Source organism: Streptomyces sp. NBC_01275, assembly GCF_026340655.1.
Taxonomy (GTDB): domain Bacteria; phylum Actinomycetota; class Actinomycetes; order Streptomycetales; family Streptomycetaceae; genus Streptomyces.
Window position 1 is genome coordinate 4,384,041 of sequence record NZ_JAPEOZ010000001.1, and the last position, 16,827, is coordinate 4,400,867.

The 16,827-nt window shown below is 71.0% G+C and carries 15 protein-coding genes and 1 riboswitch; of the genes, 6 read left to right on the forward strand and 9 right to left on the reverse strand.

All coding sequences use genetic code 11. From position 1 onward, the window contains the following. Positions 1 to 4 precede the first annotated feature (4 nt). From OG562_RS19135 to OG562_RS19145, 3 genes are all read left to right on the forward strand, one after another. The gene (locus OG562_RS19135; RefSeq protein ID WP_266399357.1) at positions 5 to 919 is read left to right on the forward strand and encodes a MurR/RpiR family transcriptional regulator; all 915 of its coding nucleotides are present in this window, start codon (positions 5 to 7) and stop codon (positions 917 to 919) included. Positions 920 to 1,057: 138 nt separating this feature from the next. Then, positions 1,058 to 1,993: an N-acetylmuramic acid 6-phosphate etherase gene (murQ, locus tag OG562_RS19140; RefSeq protein ID WP_266399360.1), complete on the forward strand. Its 936-nt coding sequence runs from the start codon at positions 1,058 to 1,060 to the stop codon at positions 1,991 to 1,993. Positions 1,994 to 2,009: 16 nt separating this feature from the next. After that, on the forward strand, positions 2,010 to 3,476 hold the full coding sequence (locus tag OG562_RS19145; RefSeq protein ID WP_266399363.1) for a PTS transporter subunit EIIC: 1,467 nt from the start codon (positions 2,010 to 2,012) through the stop codon (positions 3,474 to 3,476). 37 nt (positions 3,477 to 3,513) lie between these two features. On the opposite strand, the gene OG562_RS19150 is transcribed toward OG562_RS19145, so the two are convergent. Beyond that, complete coding sequence (locus OG562_RS19150; RefSeq protein ID WP_266409387.1) at positions 3,514 to 5,019, reverse strand: subtype B tannase; 1,506 nt, start codon at positions 5,017 to 5,019, stop codon at positions 3,514 to 3,516. Positions 5,020 to 5,271: 252 nt separating this feature from the next. Between OG562_RS19150 and OG562_RS19155 the strand changes: the two genes are divergently transcribed. Beyond that, positions 5,272 to 5,841 carry a hypothetical protein gene (locus tag OG562_RS19155; protein WP_266399365.1) on the forward strand — a complete coding sequence of 190 codons (570 nt, stop codon included), beginning with the start codon at positions 5,272 to 5,274 and terminating at the stop codon, positions 5,839 to 5,841. 87 nt (positions 5,842 to 5,928) lie between these two features. On the opposite strand, the gene OG562_RS19160 is transcribed toward OG562_RS19155, so the two are convergent. From OG562_RS19160 to thrC, 6 genes are all read right to left on the reverse strand, one after another. Then, positions 5,929 to 6,807, reverse strand: a complete 879-nt coding sequence (locus OG562_RS19160; protein ID WP_266399367.1) for a metallophosphoesterase — start codon at positions 6,805 to 6,807, stop codon at positions 5,929 to 5,931. 43 nt (positions 6,808 to 6,850) lie between these two features. Next, positions 6,851 to 7,999, reverse strand: a complete 1,149-nt coding sequence (locus OG562_RS19165) for an NADH:flavin oxidoreductase (protein WP_266399368.1) — start codon at positions 7,997 to 7,999, stop codon at positions 6,851 to 6,853. Positions 8,000 to 8,291: 292 nt separating this feature from the next. Next, positions 8,292 to 9,914, reverse strand: a complete 1,623-nt coding sequence (groL, locus tag OG562_RS19170; protein WP_266399369.1) for a chaperonin GroEL — start codon at positions 9,912 to 9,914, stop codon at positions 8,292 to 8,294. Between the two features lie 479 nt (positions 9,915 to 10,393). Beyond that, positions 10,394 to 10,600, reverse strand: coding sequence for a cold-shock protein (locus OG562_RS19175; protein WP_007493268.1), 207 nt, complete (start codon positions 10,598 to 10,600; stop codon positions 10,394 to 10,396). A 452-nt stretch (positions 10,601 to 11,052) separates the two neighbouring features. After that, positions 11,053 to 11,328, reverse strand: a complete 276-nt coding sequence (locus tag OG562_RS19180; RefSeq protein WP_266399370.1) for a ubiquitin-like small modifier protein 1 — start codon at positions 11,326 to 11,328, stop codon at positions 11,053 to 11,055. Beyond that, positions 11,325 to 12,626, reverse strand: a complete 1,302-nt coding sequence (gene thrC, locus OG562_RS19185) for a threonine synthase (protein ID WP_266399371.1) — start codon at positions 12,624 to 12,626, stop codon at positions 11,325 to 11,327. The genes OG562_RS19180 and thrC overlap by 4 nt, the downstream gene beginning before the upstream one ends. A 17-nt stretch (positions 12,627 to 12,643) precedes the next feature. Then, a riboswitch (SAM riboswitch) is annotated at positions 12,644 to 12,792 on the reverse strand. Positions 12,793 to 12,961: 169 nt separating this feature from the next. On the opposite strand from thrC, the gene OG562_RS19190 reads away from it, so the two are divergent. Together OG562_RS19190 and OG562_RS19195 are read left to right on the forward strand one after the other, a co-directional pair. Then, positions 12,962 to 13,906: a glucosyl-3-phosphoglycerate synthase gene (locus OG562_RS19190; protein WP_266399373.1), complete on the forward strand. Its 945-nt coding sequence runs from the start codon at positions 12,962 to 12,964 to the stop codon at positions 13,904 to 13,906. A gap of 125 nt (positions 13,907 to 14,031) precedes the next feature. Beyond that, positions 14,032 to 15,531, forward strand: a complete 1,500-nt coding sequence (locus tag OG562_RS19195; RefSeq protein WP_266399374.1) for a trehalose-6-phosphate synthase — start codon at positions 14,032 to 14,034, stop codon at positions 15,529 to 15,531. On the opposite strand, the gene otsB is transcribed toward OG562_RS19195, so the two are convergent. Both otsB and OG562_RS19205 read right to left on the reverse strand, forming a co-directional pair. Continuing rightward, positions 15,519 to 16,391, reverse strand: coding sequence for a trehalose-phosphatase (gene otsB, locus OG562_RS19200; protein ID WP_266399375.1), 873 nt, complete (start codon positions 16,389 to 16,391; stop codon positions 15,519 to 15,521). The two genes, OG562_RS19195 and otsB, sit on opposite strands and share 13 nt — an antisense overlap. Before the next feature lie 173 nt (positions 16,392 to 16,564). After that, on the reverse strand, positions 16,565 to 16,801 hold the full coding sequence (locus tag OG562_RS19205; protein ID WP_266399377.1) for a DUF3263 domain-containing protein: 237 nt from the start codon (positions 16,799 to 16,801) through the stop codon (positions 16,565 to 16,567). Positions 16,802 to 16,827: the final 26 nt, after the last annotated feature.

A 16,827-nucleotide genomic window follows, 5' to 3' on the forward strand; every position in this document is an offset into this window, starting at 1 on the left:
AAGAGTGACCCAGGATGCGAAGGAAACTTTCAGCCCGGCGCCACCCGCCGTGCCCGCCGCTCCCGCAGCCCTCGCCGCCAAGGTCCGCACGCTGTCCCCCTCCATGACCCGCTCCATGCGGCGCGTCGCCGAAGCCGTCGCCGGCGACCCGGCGGGCTGCGCCGCCCTCACCGTCACCGGCCTCGCCGAACGCACCGGCACCAGCGAGGCGACCGTCGTGCGCACCGCCCGCCTCCTCGGCTACGCCGGCTACCGCGACCTGCGCCTCGCCCTCGCCGGACTCGCCGCCCACCAGCAGTCCGGCCGCGCCCCGGCCCTCACCACCGACATCGCGGTCGACGACACCCTGGCCCACGTCGTCGCCAAACTCGCCTACGACGAGCAGCAGACCCTCGCCGACACGGCCGCCGGACTCGACACCGGCCAGCTCGACGCGGCGGTCACCGCGGCGGCGGCCGCGCGGCGCATCGACGTGTACGGCGTCGGGGCGTCCGGGCTCGTCGCCCAGGACCTCACCCAGAAACTGCTGCGGATCGGGCGCATCGCCCACGCCCACAGCGATCCGCACCTCGCGGTGACGAACGCCGTGCAGCTGCAGGCGGGGGACGTCGCCGTCGCGATCACCCACTCGGGGTCGACCGGCGACGTGATCGAACCGCTGCGGGTCGCCTTCGAGCAGGGCGCCACGACGGTGGCCATCACGGGGCGGCCGGACAGTCCCGTCACCCAGTACGCGGACCATGTGCTGACCACGTCCACTGCGCGGGAGAGCGAGTTGCGGCCTGCGGCGATGTCTTCCCGGACCAGTCAGTTGCTGGTCGTGGACTGTCTGTTCCTGGGTGTCGTCCAGCGGACCTACGAGACTGCTGCGCCTGCTTTGGCCGCGTCTTACGAGGCGTTGGCCCATCGGCACCGGTAGACCGTAGGGGCGCTCGTTCGTGGGGATCTGCCGGTCCGATGCGGCTGGTCGCGCCCGCGCGGCGGAGTCGCATCCATACACAGCCCCGCGCCCCTGGTCGGCCTCACCGGCCCCTGTCGAAAGAGAACCGGAAGACGAATGCCCTCTACCCCCGACGCCCCTGATCTGCGCGCCCAACTGGACGCTCTCACCACCGAAGCCTTCCGGCCGGACCGTGCCGAGATCGATCGGCTTCCCACCCTCGACATCGCCCGTCTGATGAACGGCGAGGACGCGGCCGTGCCCGCCGCCGTCGCCGAGCGGCTGCCGGAGATCGCCGCCGCGATCGACGCCGTCGCCGCACGGATGGCGGGCGGCGGGCGGCTGGTCTACGCCGGTGCGGGCACCGCCGGTCGCCTCGGCGTTCTGGACGCGTCCGAGTGCCCGCCCACCTTCAACACCGCCCCCGGGCAGGTCGTCGGAGTCATCGCGGGCGGCCCGGCGGCCATGGTCGCCTCCGTCGAGGGCGCCGAGGACTCCCGGGAGCTGGCCGAGGCCGACCTCGCCGCCCTCGCCCTCACCGCCGACGACACGGTGGTCGGGGTCTCCGCCTCCGGGCGCACCCCGTACGCGATCGGCGCGGTGGAGTACGCCCGTGCCCGGGGTGCGCTGACCGTCGGGCTGGCCTGCAATCCGGGCAGTGCGCTGGCCGCGGCCGCCGAGCACGGGATCGAGGTGGTCGTCGGGCCCGAGCTGCTCACCGGCTCCACCCGGCTGAAAGCGGGCACGGCGCAGAAGCTGGTGCTGAACATGGTCTCGACGATCACGATGATCCGCCTGGGCAAGACGTACGGGAACCTGATGGTCGACGTACGCGCCTCGAACGAGAAGCTGCGCGCCCGCTCCCGTCGTATCGTCGCGCTCGCGACCGGGGCGGCGGACGACGAGGTCGAGGCGGCGCTCACGGCTGCCGACGGCGAGGTGAAGAACGCGATCCTGGTGCTGCTGGCCGGGGTGGACGGGGCGGCGGCCGCCCGCCTTCTGGAGGAGTCCGGCGGCCATCTGCGCGCCGCGCTCGCCGCGGAACGGTCCTGAGCCGCACGCTCGGGGAGTGCACACCCCTGACTCCTCTCACCGCACCCTCGCCGCCGCCCTCCTCCCCCTGGTCGGCGGCCCCGCGAACGTCGCCTCCGTCGCCCACTGCATGACCCGGCTGCGGCTGGGCCTCGCCGATCCGTCCCGGGCGGACGAGGAGGCGCTGCGGGCGGCGCCCGGGGTGCTCGGGCTCGTCGTGGACGGCGGCTCGTACCAGGTGGTGCTCGGACCGGGCGTGGTGACGAAGGTGACGGCCGAGTTCGAGACCCTCCTCGACGGAAGCCCGAGTCCGAGTCCGAGTCCGAGTCCGAGCCCGAGTCCGCGCGAGAACCAGAACCAGAGCCAAGGCCGGTCGACCGCCGATGAACTGGCGCTGCGAGGCTCGGAGTTGAGGGAGTCGCGACGCCGGCGCAACGCCACCCCCCTCAAGTCCGTCCTCCGTCGCCTCGCCGCCGTCTTCGTCCCCCTCATCCCCGCCCTCGTCGGCTGCGGGATCCTGGCCGGCCTCAACGGGCTTCTCCTCAACGCCGGCTGGCTGCCGGGCCTGACTCCCGCCCTGGCGGCCGTCGCCTCCGCCTTCATGGCGCTGATCGCGGTCTTCGTCGGCTACAACACGGCGAAGGAGTTCGGCGGCACCCCGGTGCTGGGCGGCGCGGTCGCGGCGATCGTCGTCTACCCGGGGGTGGCGAAGGTGACGGCGTTCGGGGTGCACCTCTCCCCCGGCCAGGGCGGGGTCCTGGGGGCGCTGGCGGCGGCGCTGCTGGCGACGTACGTCGAGAGGCAGTGCCGGGGCCGGGTCCCGGAGACGGTGGACATGCTGCTGACCCCGACCCTGACCGTCCTCGTCGCCGGCCTCGGCACCCTGTACGGCCTGATGTACGCGGCCGGCGCGGTCTCCACGGCCATCGGCACGGCGGCGAACTGGCTGCTGGCGACGACGGGCCCGTTCGCCGGGCTGGTCCTGGGCGGCCTCTTCCTCCCGCTGGTGATGCTCGGCCTCCACCAGGCCCTCATCCCCCTCCACACCACCCTCATCGAGCAACAGGGCTACACCGTCCTGCTCCCGGTCCTCGCGATGGCGGGCGCGGGCCAGGTCGGCGCGGCGGTCGCGGTGTACGTCCGGCTGCGCCACGACGTCTCACTGCGTACGACGATCAGGTCGGCCCTCCCGGCGGGCCTGCTGGGCGTCGGCGAGCCGCTCATCTACGGCGTCTCCCTCCCCCTGGGCCGCCCCTTCCTCACCGCCTGCGCGGGCGGCGCGGCGGGTGGGGCCTTCGTCGGGTTCTTCGCGATGCTCGGCGACAAGGTGGGCGCGACGGCGATCGGCCCGTCGGGCTGGGCCCTCTTCCCGCTCCTCGCGGGCAACCGGGGGCTGGGCGCGACGGCGGCGATCTACGGGGGCGGGCTGCTGACGGGGTACGCGGTCGGCTTCGCCGCGACGTACGTCTTCGGCTTCACCGACCGCGTGAGGAAAGCTGCTTGAGCTGCTTGGGTTACTTGAACAAATGGAGCTGCTTGAGCTACTTGCGGGCCTTCTGGTAGCCCGTCACCTTGCCGATCCAGGTGATGAAGTCGCCGGGGTCGAGGTCGGCGCCGTGGCCGGCGTCCCAGTAGTACGACGTGTCGACGTCGTCGCCGAGGTTGGTCAGGCGGGTGGCGAGGTTGGCGACGACCGAGAGGGAGGTGTCGCTGTCCTTGGTGCCGACGCGGATCCACCAGTGCTTCGCGCGGTGCGGGTTGACCTTGTCGACGAGGTGGTACATCGGGTTCATCAGATGGAGCTTGGCCGGGATGTCGGCGTCCAGGCGCGCGCTGGCCCCGGCCTCGTGGCGCAGGGCGTAGAGCGTGAAGTGGCGGGCTTTGGTGGCGCCGGCGCCGTAGAGGTTGTTCTCGCCGGTGGACAGGTCGAACGCGTCGAAGGACGGGGCGTTCTTCTTGCGGGCGCCGACGTGGGCGAGGAAGTCGGCCCAGGTGAAGGCGGCCTGGCCGGCGGACCAGGTGATGAAGGGGTTCGCGGCGAGGTAGGTCGCGCGGGCGGTGTCCGACAGGGCAGCCAGGTACTTGGTGGCCGACGGCTGGATGAAGGTCTCCAGGATGTACGTGTCCAGGTTGCGCACGCTGAGGGCGCCGTAGCCCCTGGCGCGCAGCTTGAGGGACGCGATGTAGTCCGTGTACTGGGCCTTCAGCTCGCCGGAGACAGTCGCGTCGACCGCCGCGCCGGAGGCGAGTGCGTTGGCGCCCCAGTTCCACTCGTAGGCCGCGTCGGCGTGCTCCAGGTCGGTGATCGGGCACCAGTCGCCGCTGGCGAAGATCGCGTCGGAGGCGTCGGCCGCGCCGATCTCCGCGAGGTAGGAGTCGTACAGCGGGCTGTCGCCGGAGGCGCCGAGCAGTGCGGAGAGGGCGCCGCCGGCGCTGACGCCGGAGGTGACGATCCGCTCGGTGTCGCCGGGGACGCGGCCCTTGTTGAACTTCAGGTACCGCACCGCCGCCTTGAGGTCGACGATGGCGGCGGGCGCGACCCCGTAGTAGGTACCGCTCGCGTCGACGAGGCTACGACCGCGCGCGCCGGGCTCGACGACGACGTACCCGGCGGCGAGGGCGAGCTGCTGGCGGCTGAGCGTGCCGGCGGGGCCCATCGCGCCGCCGATGCCGGTGGCGTTCGCGACGGAGGACGGCATGTAGCCGCCGACCTGGTTGGCGAAGAGGATGGGTGCGTTCGTCGCGTCGACCGCCGTGCCGTCGACGGACACCGGGACGCTGACGTTCAGGGACTGGTACGCCGTGTCCACCGGGTTGGCCACATAGCTGGCGACCTTGTAGAAGCGGTAGGTCACGCTGTGGGCGGCGCCGGCGGTGTCCGTGACGCTGACGGTCTGCTCGGTGTAGGCGGCGGGGTCGAAGACCAGGGAGGAGTCCGCGGCGGCTTTCGCGGCGGCCTGCGACGTCCCGGCGGCGGCCTGCGGGGTGGCGGCGGCCTGCGTGGCGAACCCCAGGGCGGGGGCGGCTCCCGCCGCGGTGAGTCCCATGACCACAGTTCTGCGCTTCACTCGCTTCACTTCCGTCTCTCCTCTGGGCGGCTCGGTCGGACGCCAGTGGAGCAACCGTTTCTGAAGGTCTCCTTTGTGTCTCCAGTGACGGGAGGGGAACCGGCCAGGGCGGCCACCCCGTCATTGCGCCACCGAACGGAGCGAATCGTCACCAAAATTGTTAACAATGAACTCATTCGGCGACGCGCAAGTTGGCCGCAACTGATACCCGTTCTTCTATCCTTGGGGCTCATGAACCACGCCCAGCTCACCGCCCTGGGCCGCGCCCTCCGCCTCCTGGGCGAGCACGGCGAGGCTCTCACCTCCGACACCCCGGACGCCCGGCTGCACGAGGTCAAGGCCGACCTACGGCGGGCCCTGGAGCTGGTGGACGAGGGAGTGACCGGCGCCGCCCCCACCACCCGGTGCGCCGAGCATCCGAACGGGCCCGTCGACGAGAGCGCTCCCGACCTGTGCCTGCTGTGCGAGACACGGCGGCGCGCGGCCCGGCGCGACGAGTTCAACGGCCCCGCCGCACAGGCGGCGCACACCTCCCCCGCCCCCTCCCGCTACGGCGCCCGCGCCGAACGCCCGCAGCCCCAGCAGCGCTGGCTGCCCGAGCTGTGGAACGGGCAGGAGTGGCAGCTGTGCGGCACCCCGAGGCGGGACCGCCGCGAGACCGAGCTCTACATCAACGCCCTGCGCCGCGGCTCCCGGCCCGCCATGGCCTACCGGCTGGTGCACGAGTTCACCGACTACGAGGTGCTGCGGATCTGGGGCACCCCGGTGAAGGTCGACATCGAGCCGCTGGGGAACCTGTAGAGCCCGTGCGTCCCGGAGCGCCCGGACCGCCCAGCAAGCCCGGAGTGCCCGTACCGCCCGTACCGCCCGTACCGCCCGTACAAATGTTCAGTCGAGATCGGCGTGGCGGGCCACGACCTGCCGGGTCCGCTCCTCGTCCAGTTCGTACACCGTCTCGTGGGCCCGAGGGTCGCGTGCGTGGAAGGTGTGGAACATCGGGCCGGTCGCGCCGCCCAGCTCCACCAGCGACGCCGACGCCCCGCGCACGGCCCGCTCGGTCCCGGGCGCGGTGGTCAGGTCGATGCGGTTGACGACCCCGGGCGTCACCCACACCGGCGTCGAGGCCAGGAACCCGCACAGCTGGAGGTGGAAGTGCCCGGTCAGGACGACCCGGACGTCGCTGCCCCGGATCACCTCCGCCAGGGCGTCGGCGTCGCGCAGCCCGAAGACCGGCTGGGTCGTCGAGAGGTCGAGGTGGATCGGGGGGTGGTGGAAGGCGAGGACGGTGCCGCCGTGCTCGGCCGGGGTGCTCAACACCTGGCCCAGCCAGTCCAGCTGGGCCGCGCCGAGGCGGCCGTACACCTTCCCCGGCACCAGTGAGTCCAGGGTGACGAACCGCCATCCGCCGACCGTGCTCACCGCGGCCCGCACGCTGTCGGGGGCCTGCGCCCGGTCCGTGCCGTCGACCCCCAGATGCCCGCTGCCCAGCACCTTCGCGAAGGCGGACCGCTCGTCGTGGTTGCCGGTGGTGTAGAAGACCGGCGCGTCCATCGCGCGCGCGAAGTCGCCGACCAGCTCCCGTACGGTCGCGTACGCCTCCGCCGAGCCGTCGTCGGCGAGGTCGCCGGTGACGACGACCGCGTCCACGTCCCGCTGATGGCGGAGTTCGGCGAGGATCAGACGCAGGGAGCCGGTCGCGTCGGCGCCGCGGGAGCCCGGGGAGTCGACCCGCTCGATATGGGTGTCCGAGAGATGGAGAATCCTCATCTCCCGGACACTACACAGCAGTTGGAGCTTTGAACCCTCGTTCTCAGCTGAGGGTCTGGAGGGCCGCCGCGTCGTAGGGCGCCAGCTCGTCGAGGCGGCCGTCGAGGACCTTCGCCGCCCACTGCGGGTCCTGGAGCAGGGCGCGGCCGACGGCGACGAGGTCGAACTCGTCGCGCTCCAGCCGGTCGAGGAGGTCGTCGATGCCCTTGACCGGGGCGCCCTCGCCCTGGAAGCCCTTGAGGAAGTCGCCGTCGAGGCCGACCGAGCCGACGGTGAGGGCGGTCTTGCCGGTCAGCTTCTTCGTCCAGCCGGCCAGGTTGAGGTCGGAGTCGTCGAACTCCGGGACCCAGTAGCGGCGGGTGGAGGCGTGGAAGGCGTCGACGCCGGCCGCGGCGAGCGGGGCGAGGATGGCCTCCAGCTCCTGCGGGGTCTCGGCGAGGCGGGCGCGGTAGGCGTCCTGCTTCCACTGGGAGTAGCGGAAGATGACGGGGAACTCGGGGGAGACGGTCTCCCGGACGGCGGCGACGACCTCCGCCGCGAACTTCGTCCGGGCGACCAGGTCGCCGCCGTAGGCGTCCGTGCGGCGGTTGGTGCCCTCCCACAGGAACTGGTCGATGAGGTAGCCGTGCGCGCCGTGGAGCTCGACGCCGTCGAAGCCGATGCGCTCGGCGGCGGCCGCGGCCTCGGCGAACGCGCCGATGACGTCGTCCAGGTCGCGCTGCGTCATGGCCTTGCCTGCGCCCTCGGTGCCGTCGGTGCGCACACCGGAGGGGCCGACGGCGGGGGCGTCCGCGAACGGCGGCTCGCCCTGCTGCCGCACCATGCCGATGTGCCACAGCTGCGGCACGATCGTGCCGCCCGCCGCGTGCACGGCGTCGGCGACCTTCGCCCAGCCCGCGAGCTGCTCCTCACCGTGGAAGCGCGGGACGCGGTCGCTCTGCCCGGCGGAGTCGTGCCCGACGTACGTCCCCTCGGTCACGATCAGACCGACGCCCGCGGCGGCACGGCGGGCGTAGTACGACACCACGTCCTCGCCGGGCACGCCGCCCGGGGAGAACATGCGCGTCATGGGCGCCATCGCTATGCGGTTCGGCACGGTCAGGCCGTTGATCGACACCGGCCGGGAGAGGATCTCGGCGGCACGGGAGGCGGCGGGAGACGCGGAGGGGGCCGCGGAGGGGGTGGCAGTCACGACAGGGGGCTCCTCGGAGAGGTCGGTCAGACGTCGAGCAGTCTTCGGGCGGCGAACGGCGGACGGTCACACGTTCCACACGGTATGTGCACACGCATCGACCGCCCCTGAAGGCCAACCACTCCACCTGCCACCGACATTCCGCCACCCCACCGCAACCCCCTGTGATCCGGGACACGCCCACGCCCCGAGGCGCTCAAGAACCACGCCGACTGAAACACCCGAGGGCGGTACCGCCTGCCGCAGCAGGAGGTACCGCCCTCGGTAAGGACGCAGATCAACCAGAGGTCGATCAGAAGTCCATGTCACCGCCCGGCATGCCGCCGCCGGCCGGGGCCGCGGACTTCTCCGGCTTGTCGGCGATGACGGCCTCGGTGGTGAGGAACAGCGCGGCGATGGACGCGGCGTTCTGCAGGGCAGAGCGCGTGACCTTCGCCGGGTCGATGATGCCTTCGGCGATCATGTCGACGTACTCGCCGGTCGCGGCGTTCAGGCCGTGGCCGACGGGCAGGTTGCGCACCTTCTCGACGATGACGCCGCCCTCGAGACCGCCGTTGACGGCGATCTGCTTGAGCGGGGCCTCCAGGGCGAGCTTCACGGCGTTGGCGCCGGTCGCCTCGTCACCCGTCAGCTCCAGCTTCTCGAAGACCGAGGAGGCCTGCAGCAGGGCCACGCCGCCACCGGCGACGATGCCCTCCTCGACGGCCGCCTTCGCGTTGCGAACGGCGTCCTCGATGCGGTGCTTGCGCTCCTTGAGCTCCACCTCGGTGGCGGCGCCGGCCTTGATGACCGCGACACCGCCGGCGAGCTTCGCCAGGCGCTCCTGCAGCTTCTCGCGGTCGTAGTCCGAGTCGCTGTTCTCGATCTCGGCGCGGATCTGGTTGACCCGGCCGGCGACCTGGTCCGAGGAGCCGGAGCCGTCGACGATGGTCGTCTCGTCCTTGGTGATGACGACCTTGCGGGCCTTGCCCAGCAGGTCCAGGGAGGTGTTCTCGAGCTTGAGACCGACCTCCTCGGAGATGACCTCGCCACCGGTGAGGATGGCGATGTCGTTCAGCATCGCCTTGCGGCGGTCGCCGAAGCCCGGGGCCTTGACCGCGACGGACTTGAAGGTGCCGCGGATCTTGTTGACGACCAGGGTCGACAGGGCCTCGCCCTCGACGTCCTCGGCGATGATCAGCAGCGGCTTGCCCGACTGCATGACCTTCTCCAGGAGCGGGAGCAGGTCCTTGACGTTCGCGATCTTGGAGTTCGCGATCAGGATGTACGGGTCGTCGAGGACGGCCTCCATACGCTCCATGTCGGTGGCGAAGTACGCCGAGATGTAGCCCTTGTCGAAGCGCATGCCCTCGGTGAGCTCGAGCTCCAGACCGAAGGTCTGCGACTCCTCGACCGTGATGACGCCTTCCTTGCCGACCTTGTCCATCGCCTCGGCGATGAGCTCGCCGATCTGGGTGTCGGCGGCGGAGATGGAGGCCGTGGAGGCGATCTGCTCCTTGGTCTCGACATCCTTGGCCTGCTCGAGCAGGGCGCCGGAGACGGCCTCGACGGCCTTCTCGATGCCGCGCTTGAGGGCCATCGGGTTGGCGCCGGCGGCTACGTTGCGCAGGCCCTCGCGGACCAGCGCCTGCGCCAGGACGGTCGCGGTGGTCGTACCGTCGCCGGCGACGTCGTCCGTCTTCTTGGCGACTTCCTTGACCAGCTCGGCGCCGATCTTCTCGTACGGGTCCTCGAGTTCGATCTCCTTGGCGATGGAGACACCATCGTTGGTGATCGTGGGGGCGCCCCACTTCTTCTCGAGGACGACGTTGCGGCCCTTGGGGCCGAGCGTCACCTTCACGGCGTCCGCGAGCTGGTTCATGCCGCGCTCGAGGCCGCGCCGCGCCTCCTCGTCGAACGCGATGATCTTGGCCATGTGAAGTGGTCCCTCCAGGACTGGGGGTGATTCCTTCGGACCGCGCCCGCGCCCGCGACGGACGGCTCGCCTGCCCCGTGGTTCCTTGCCCCACCTGGCCTGCGGGCCTCACCGACCCGGTCCTTCTTTGTCACTCTCACCTTCAGAGTGCTAACGCCAATGATTAGCACTCGCCCATGCCGAGTGCAAGCGCCTCACCTTGATCCGCAGGTGAACACGGGCCTCCGGGCAGGTCTCCCGAGGGCCGCCGGCATGTCTCGGGAGGACTCGCGGCGGCGCCCGGAGGACTCTCGGCGACCCTCGGAGGGCTCCCGACAGCCCCTTCGGAGGACTCCCGACAGCCCCCGGAAGGCCCCCGGACATGCCGAAGGACCCGCACCCCCCAGGAGGCGCGAGCCCTTCGCTATGCTTTCGCATATGTACTGATGTGCTGATGTACTAAGTTGTACAGAAGAACGTCGCTGCAGTCGGCGCGTGCTTCAGCCGGTCGCGAGACGGACCATGTCCGCCTGCGGCCCCTTTTGGCCCTGCGAGATCTCAAAATCGACCCGCTGACCCTCTTCCAGGGTGCGGTATCCGTCCATCTGGATCGCGCTGTAGTGGACGAAAACATCCGCACCACCGTCGACCGCGATGAAGCCGTACCCCTTCTCCGCGTTGAACCATTTGACGGTGCCCTGAGCCATGCCTAACTCCCCTATTACTGGCCCTTGCACAGATCCACACTTCGCGGATCCGGGTCAGACCTCACCCCCCAGCTGATTGGGGGCGTGCGCCGGAACGCGTCGACCGCGGCCGAATGTATCTGTCCAACTGCCCTCTGCAACAGGTCAATCGGACGAGAATTCTGGACGCACTGGGTCCGGAATGTGGCGAGAATTCGCCTGAATTCGGGGCAAGTCAGGCCCCGCAAAAGCCACAAATGCCACGCAAGAGGCACACACTTTGGCTACTTCTTGTCGGGCGTAAGGCAGAAATCAAAGGCTCCGGTTCCGGGGATCTGGACCGGGTTCCCCAACTGTACCGCGCTCAACCACACTGAATTGCCCCCTCCGCTTCTCTTACGGAGGGGGCAATTCGGTGAACTCTCGGTAATCACTGTTACCGACGGTTACTACTCGTGGGTACTGACCGGAGGTCAGCCGCCCGCGACCGCCGGGATGATCGAGACGCCCGCGCCGTCCGGGGTCGCCGTCTCCAGGCCCTGCTCGAAGCGGACGTCGTCGTCGTTGACGTACACGTTGACGAACCGGCGCAGCTTGCCCTGGTCGTCGAGAACGCGCGCGGCGATGCCGGTGTGACTCTTCTCCAGGTCGGCGATGACCTCGCCGAGAGTCGCGCCCTCGGCCGTGACCTCGGCCTTGCCGCCGGTGTAGGTGCGCAGGATGGTGGGGATGCGGACGTTGACGCTCATGACGCGAGGCCAGCCTCTCGGAAGGAGTCGAGGTTCGGGCGGATGGTCGCGGTCAGGCCGGTGCCGGCCACCGCGTCCAGGGTCTTCAGGCCGTCGCCGGTGTTCAGGACGACGGTCGTCTTGGTCGGGTCGAGAAGACCGTTCTCGATCAGCTTGCGCGTCACACCCACGGTCACCCCGCCGGCGGTCTCCGCGAAGATCCCCTCGGTCCGGGCGAGCAGCCGAATCGCGTCGACGACCTGCTCGTCGTTCACGTCCTCCACCGCCCCGCCCGTCCGCCGGGCGATGTCGAGCACGTACGGCCCGTCCGCCGGATTGCCGATCGCCAGCGACTTGGCGATGGTGTTCGGCTTCTGCGGACGTACGACGTCATGGCCCGCCTTGTAGGCGACGGACACCGGCGAGCAGCCTTCCGCCTGCGCGCCGAAGATCTTGTACGGCCGGTCCTCGACGAGCCCGAGCTTGATCAGCTCCTGGAGCCCCTTGTCGATCTTCGTGAGCTGCGAGCCGGAGGCGATGGGCACCACGAGCTGGTCGGGGAGCTGCCACCCCAGCTGCTCGCAGATCTCGTACGCCAGGGTCTTGGAGCCCTCCGCGTAGTACGGCCGCAGGTTGACGTTGACGAAGCCCCAGCCCTCGCCCGCCGGGTCGCCGATGAGCTCGGAGCAGAAGCGGTTGACGTCGTCGTAGTTGCCCTCGATGCCGACGAGCTCGCCGCCGTAGATCGCGGCCATGACGATCTTGCCCTGCTCCAGGTCGTGCGGGATGAACACGCAGGAGCGGAAGCCGGCCCGGGCGGCGGCCGCGCCGACGGCGCCGGCCAGGTTGCCGGTGGAGGAGCAGGAGAGGGTGGTGAAGCCGAAGGCGCGGGCGGCCTCGATGGCCTGGGCGACGACGCGGTCCTTGAAGGAGTGCGTCGGGTTGCCGGAGTCGTCCTTGACGAAAAGCTTGCCGGCGTCGACGCCCAGCTCGCGGGCCAGGTTGTCGGCCTGGACGAGCTTGGTCCAGCCCGGGTTGATGTTCGGCTTGTCCGCCACGTCTGCCGGGACGGGCAGGAGGGGCGCGTAGCGCCAGATGTTCGCGGGGCCCGCCTCGATGCGCTTGCGGAGCTCCTCGGTGTCGTAGGAGGAGAAGTCGTAGGCGATCTCAAGCGGGCCGAAACACTCCTCGCAGGCGAAGACCGGGCCGAGGGGCACGCGGTGACCGCACTCGCGGCAGGAGAGGGCGGCGGCGGGGCCGAGGTCGACCGAGGGGGTCGCGGGGGATTCGGTGGTGCTTGCAACAGTCTGCGCAGCCATGGAGGCGAGGCCCTTTCTCCTCATCTTCCTCACGACGCATCTCGCCGTGAGACGGATTTGGCACCTTCCCGAGCCGGGAGCCTCGCGCGCATGAAATGCGGCAAGACCGGCTGGAGGGTTGCCGGGGCTTCATCGGGCCGTATCCCTCTGCCCCTCTGGATGAGCGGTATGAAGTTGTAAACGACAGCGACCTCGGACATGCGATGGTCATCCGCGTTGTTCAAGACTGTAACCGAAGGCCAGGACAGTTGAGATAGTCGTCCGAACCGCGAGATGGATCACACGGTCACCTGCCGTGCACCCGGTGTGATCACGACAGTGAGGAGCCGCTGATCGTGCTGCAAGAAACTGAGCGCTGGCTGGCCACCCGCTCCTGGTCCGTGACCGACCGCCCGCTCCACCGGATCATGGCCGCCAAGCGTGCCACGGGCCAGTCGGTGTCCGTCGTCCTGCCCGCGCTGAACGAGGAGGAGACGGTCGGTGACATCGTCGCCGTGATCCGTCACGACCTCATGCAACAGGTCCCGCTCGTCGACGAGATCGTCGTCGTCGACTCGGGCTCCACCGACCGCACGGCCCAGGTCGCCGCCGCGGCCGGCGCACGTGTCGTCCACCGCGACGAGATCCTCCCGCGGATCCCGGCCGTGCCCGGCAAGGGCGAGGTCCTGTGGCGCTCCCTGCTCGTCACGACCGGGGACGTCGTCTGCTTCATCGACGCCGACCTGAGGGAGTTCTCCTCCGACTTCGTCTCGGGCATCGTCGGCCCGCTGCTCACCGACCCGGGCGTGGACCTCGTCAAGGGCATGTACGACCGGCCCCTGGGCGGCGCCGCGGGCCAGGGCGGCCGGGTCACGGAGCTGATGGCCCGCCCCCTCCTCAACATGCACTGGCCGCAGCTGGCCGGGTTCGTGCAGCCGCTGGGCGGCGAGTACGCGGCCCGCCGCAGCCTGCTGGAGCAGCTGCCCTTCCCCGTCGGGTACGGCGTGGAGCTGGGCATGCTGGTCGACGCCCTGCACCTGGTGGGCCTGGACGCCCTCGCCCAGGTCGACGTCGGCGTGCGCAAGCACCGTCACCAGGACGGCCAGGCCCTGGGCCGGATGGCGGCCGCCATCTACCGCACCGCCCAGCTCCGGCTGGCCCGCGGCCATCTGATCCGCCCGTCCCTCACCCAGTTCGAGCGGAGCGCGGACGGCTTCGAGCCGCGCACCTACTCGGTGGACACGGAGGAGCGGCCGCCGATGGCGGAGATCGCGGAGTACGCCACGCGCAAGGTCGCGTAAGTCGCGTCAGCGGTTGCGCAACGCTGCTGAGCGGGCCGTTCACGGCTGAATACGGCCCGATACGGCCCGTTCACGCAGGGCGACCGTACGTTTGAGCGTTTCCGTACCTGGCTAGGTTGAGGCGTATGGCTTTCACCGGCAGTGGTGCTCAGGTCCTGGTCGCGTCCAACCGCGGCCCGGTCTCGTACGAGGTGAACCCGGACAGTCCGGACGGCTCGCTGCGCGCCAAACGCGGCGGCGGCGGGCTGGTCTCCGGGCTCTCGGCGATCGGCCCGGACGCGGGCGCCCTGTGGGTGTGCGCGGCGCTGTCCGACGGCGACCGGGAGGCGGTCCGGCGCGGGGTCGGCGAGGAGGGCGTGCGGATGCTGCCCATCCCGGCCGACGTGCACGCCGACGCGTACAACGGCATCGCGAACTCGGTCCTGTGGTTCGTCCACCATCTGCTCTACCAGACCCCGCTGGAGCCGGTCTTCGACGCGGAGTTCCGCCGCCAGTGGGCGTCGTACGAGACGTACAACCGCGCGTTCGCCGAGGCGCTGGCCGAGGAGGCGGGGCAGGGCGCGGCGGTGCTGGTGCAGGACTACCACCTGTGTCTGGTCCCCGGGATGCTCCGCGCACTCCGCCCCGACCTGCGCATCGGCCACTTCTCGCACACGCCGTGGGCGCCCCCGGACTACTTCGGCCTGCTGCCCGAGGACATCCGCAAGCAGCTGATCCTGGGCATGCTGGGCGCGGACCGGCTGGGGTTCCTGACCCATCGGTGGCTGGGCGCCTTCTCCGCGTGCGTCGAGGCCACGGACCTGGACGCGTCTCCGCGGATGGCCCTCTCGGGAGTGCCCGAGTCGTTCCAGTACGTCCCGAACTGGAACGGGCCCGGCCATCGCACCTGGCTCGGCGTGCACGGTCTCGGCGCGGACGCCGACTTCCTGCGCGAACGGTCGCACCGCCCGGACGTCGAGGAGCGGATGGCGTCCCTCCGGGAGGAGATCGGCGGCGAGGGCCGCAAGACCATCGTCCGCGTCGACCGCACCGAGCTGTCCAAGAACATCGTGCGCGGCCTGCTGGCCTACCGGCAGCTGCTCGACGACCACCCGGAGTGGCGCGAACGCGTCGTCCACGTGGCGTTCGCGTACCCGTCCCGCCAGGACCTGGCCGTCTACCGCGACTACATGGCGGAGGTGCAGCGGGTGGCCGACGAGATCAACGAGAGCTACGGCACCCCCGGCTGGACCCCGGTCCTCCTGCACCTGAAGGACGACTTCGCCCGCTCCCTGGCCGCCTACCGCCTGGCGGACGTGGCCCTGGTCAACCCCATCCGCGACGGCATGAACCTCGTCGCCAAGGAGATCCCGGTCGTCTCCGACGAGGGCTGCGCACTGGTGCTGTCCCGGGAGGCGGGCGCGTACTGGGAGCTGAAGGAGGACTCCCTCGTGGTCAACCCGTACGACGTCATGGAGACCGCCCGCGCCCTGCACGAGGGTCTCACCATGAAGCCGGAGGAGCGGGCCGAGCGCACCGAGAAGCTGGCGGCGGCCGCGACCGCGCTGCCTCCGGCCCAGTGGTTCCTGAACCAGCTGACAGCGCTACGGGAGATCGAGCCGATCCAGCCGGATCAGCCGAGCTGATCCGCGAGGGCCCGCAGCAGCTCCACGACCCCGGCCGGCCCGTCGACGACCAGGTCCGCCCGCTGGGCCACCTCGCCGACCTCCGTGCTGCCGCTGCACACCAGCAGGCCGGGCACGCCGTCGGCGCGGAGTTTCTCGACGGCGGCGAAGGCGGGGAGGTCCCCGAGGTCGTCGCCGGCGTAGAGGACGGACTCGGCGCCGACCTCGCGGACGTGGTCGAGGAGGGCCACGCCTTTGTCGATGCCCGGCGGGCGCAGCTCCAGGACCATGCGGCCCGGCTCGACGATCAGTCCGTGCCGGGCGGCGAGGTCGGTGAGGGGGGCGCGCAGGGCGTCGAAGGCGGCCTGGGGGTCGTCGGCGCGCCGGGTGTGGACGGCGACGGCCCGGCCGCCCTTCTCCTCGACCCAGACGCCCGGACCTCCCTGGGCCGCCTCCAGGACCGCCGGCAGCTCGGCGCGGACGGCGGCGACGCCGGGGTGGGGGGCGGGGGCGGTGAGGGCGCCGGTGCGGGCGTCCCAGCGTTCGGCGCCGTAGTGGCCGAGAACGGAGAGACGCTCCAGCCCCGCGACCCCGGCGAACCCGCCGTTGCGCACGGCGACCTCGGCCGGCCGGCCTGTGACGACGGCCACGGCGGCGACCTTCGGCGCGAGCGCGGCGAGCGCGGGCCGGGCGCCGGGGTGGGCGCGAGCGTCCTCGGGGTTCTCGACGATCGGCGCGAGGGTCCCGTCGAAGTCGAGGGCGACGAGGGCGCGGCCGGGCCGGGCGAGGATGGCGGCGAGCGCTTCACGTCCGGCGGAGGTGGTGGGGACGGGGAGGGTGGGGGATACGGGGTCCGTGGAGGGTGTCTCTTGGGTGCCCATACGGCGACGATAGCCAATCCAGCCCGCGGCACCTATGGACGCCGGTCCGGACATCTCAGCCCGTGGGGGTGCCCCCTCTGGGGGAGTTTGAGGACGAGGCCCTTTCGGGGCCGAAGCGGGGGTCTGGGGGGCGGCAGCCCCCAGGGACGGCGCCCCCTGCCCACCGGCACGACTCAGCGCTCACCCCGCCGAGCGTCCCGTACGCGACGAAGTCGGTTCACCGTCACCGGGTCATGGGCCAGCGCACGCGCATCGTCCAGGAGGGCGTTGAGGAGCTGGTAGTAGCGGACCGGGGACAGGTCCAGCTCCTCCCGGATCGCCCGTTCCTTCGCACCGGGGCCGGGGAACCCGCGCCGCTCCAAGGCCAGGATGCCCCGCTCCCTGGCCGCAAGCTCAAGCTCTTCCTCCATGCCCGGCACGGTATCCCCGCCCACCG

Excerpts from the sequence above, each read along its gene's own strand:
- murQ (WP_266399360.1), top strand. The coding sequence starts at position 1,058 with ATGCCCTCTACCCCCGACGCCCCTGATCTGCGCGCCCAACTGGACGCT.
- OG562_RS19150 (WP_266409387.1), bottom strand. The coding sequence starts at position 5,019 with ATGGGACTCACCGCGGCGGGAGCCGCCCCCGCCCTGGGGTTCGCCACG.
- OG562_RS19155 (WP_266399365.1), top strand. The coding sequence starts at position 5,272 with ATGAACCACGCCCAGCTCACCGCCCTGGGCCGCGCCCTCCGCCTCCTG.
- OG562_RS19160 (WP_266399367.1), bottom strand. The coding sequence starts at position 6,807 with ATGAGGATTCTCCATCTCTCGGACACCCATATCGAGCGGGTCGACTCC.
- groL (WP_266399369.1), bottom strand. The coding sequence starts at position 9,914 with ATGGCCAAGATCATCGCGTTCGACGAGGAGGCGCGGCGCGGCCTCGAG.
- OG562_RS19175 (WP_007493268.1), bottom strand. The coding sequence starts at position 10,600 with ATGGCTCAGGGCACCGTCAAATGGTTCAACGCGGAGAAGGGGTACGGC.
- OG562_RS19180 (WP_266399370.1), bottom strand. The coding sequence starts at position 11,328 with ATGAGCGTCAACGTCCGCATCCCCACCATCCTGCGCACCTACACCGGC.
- thrC (WP_266399371.1), bottom strand. The coding sequence starts at position 12,626 with ATGGCTGCGCAGACTGTTGCAAGCACCACCGAATCCCCCGCGACCCCC.
- OG562_RS19195 (WP_266399374.1), top strand. The coding sequence starts at position 14,032 with ATGGCTTTCACCGGCAGTGGTGCTCAGGTCCTGGTCGCGTCCAACCGC.
- otsB (WP_266399375.1), bottom strand. The coding sequence starts at position 16,391 with ATGGGCACCCAAGAGACACCCTCCACGGACCCCGTATCCCCCACCCTC.
- OG562_RS19205 (WP_266399377.1), bottom strand. The coding sequence starts at position 16,801 with ATGGAGGAAGAGCTTGAGCTTGCGGCCAGGGAGCGGGGCATCCTGGCC.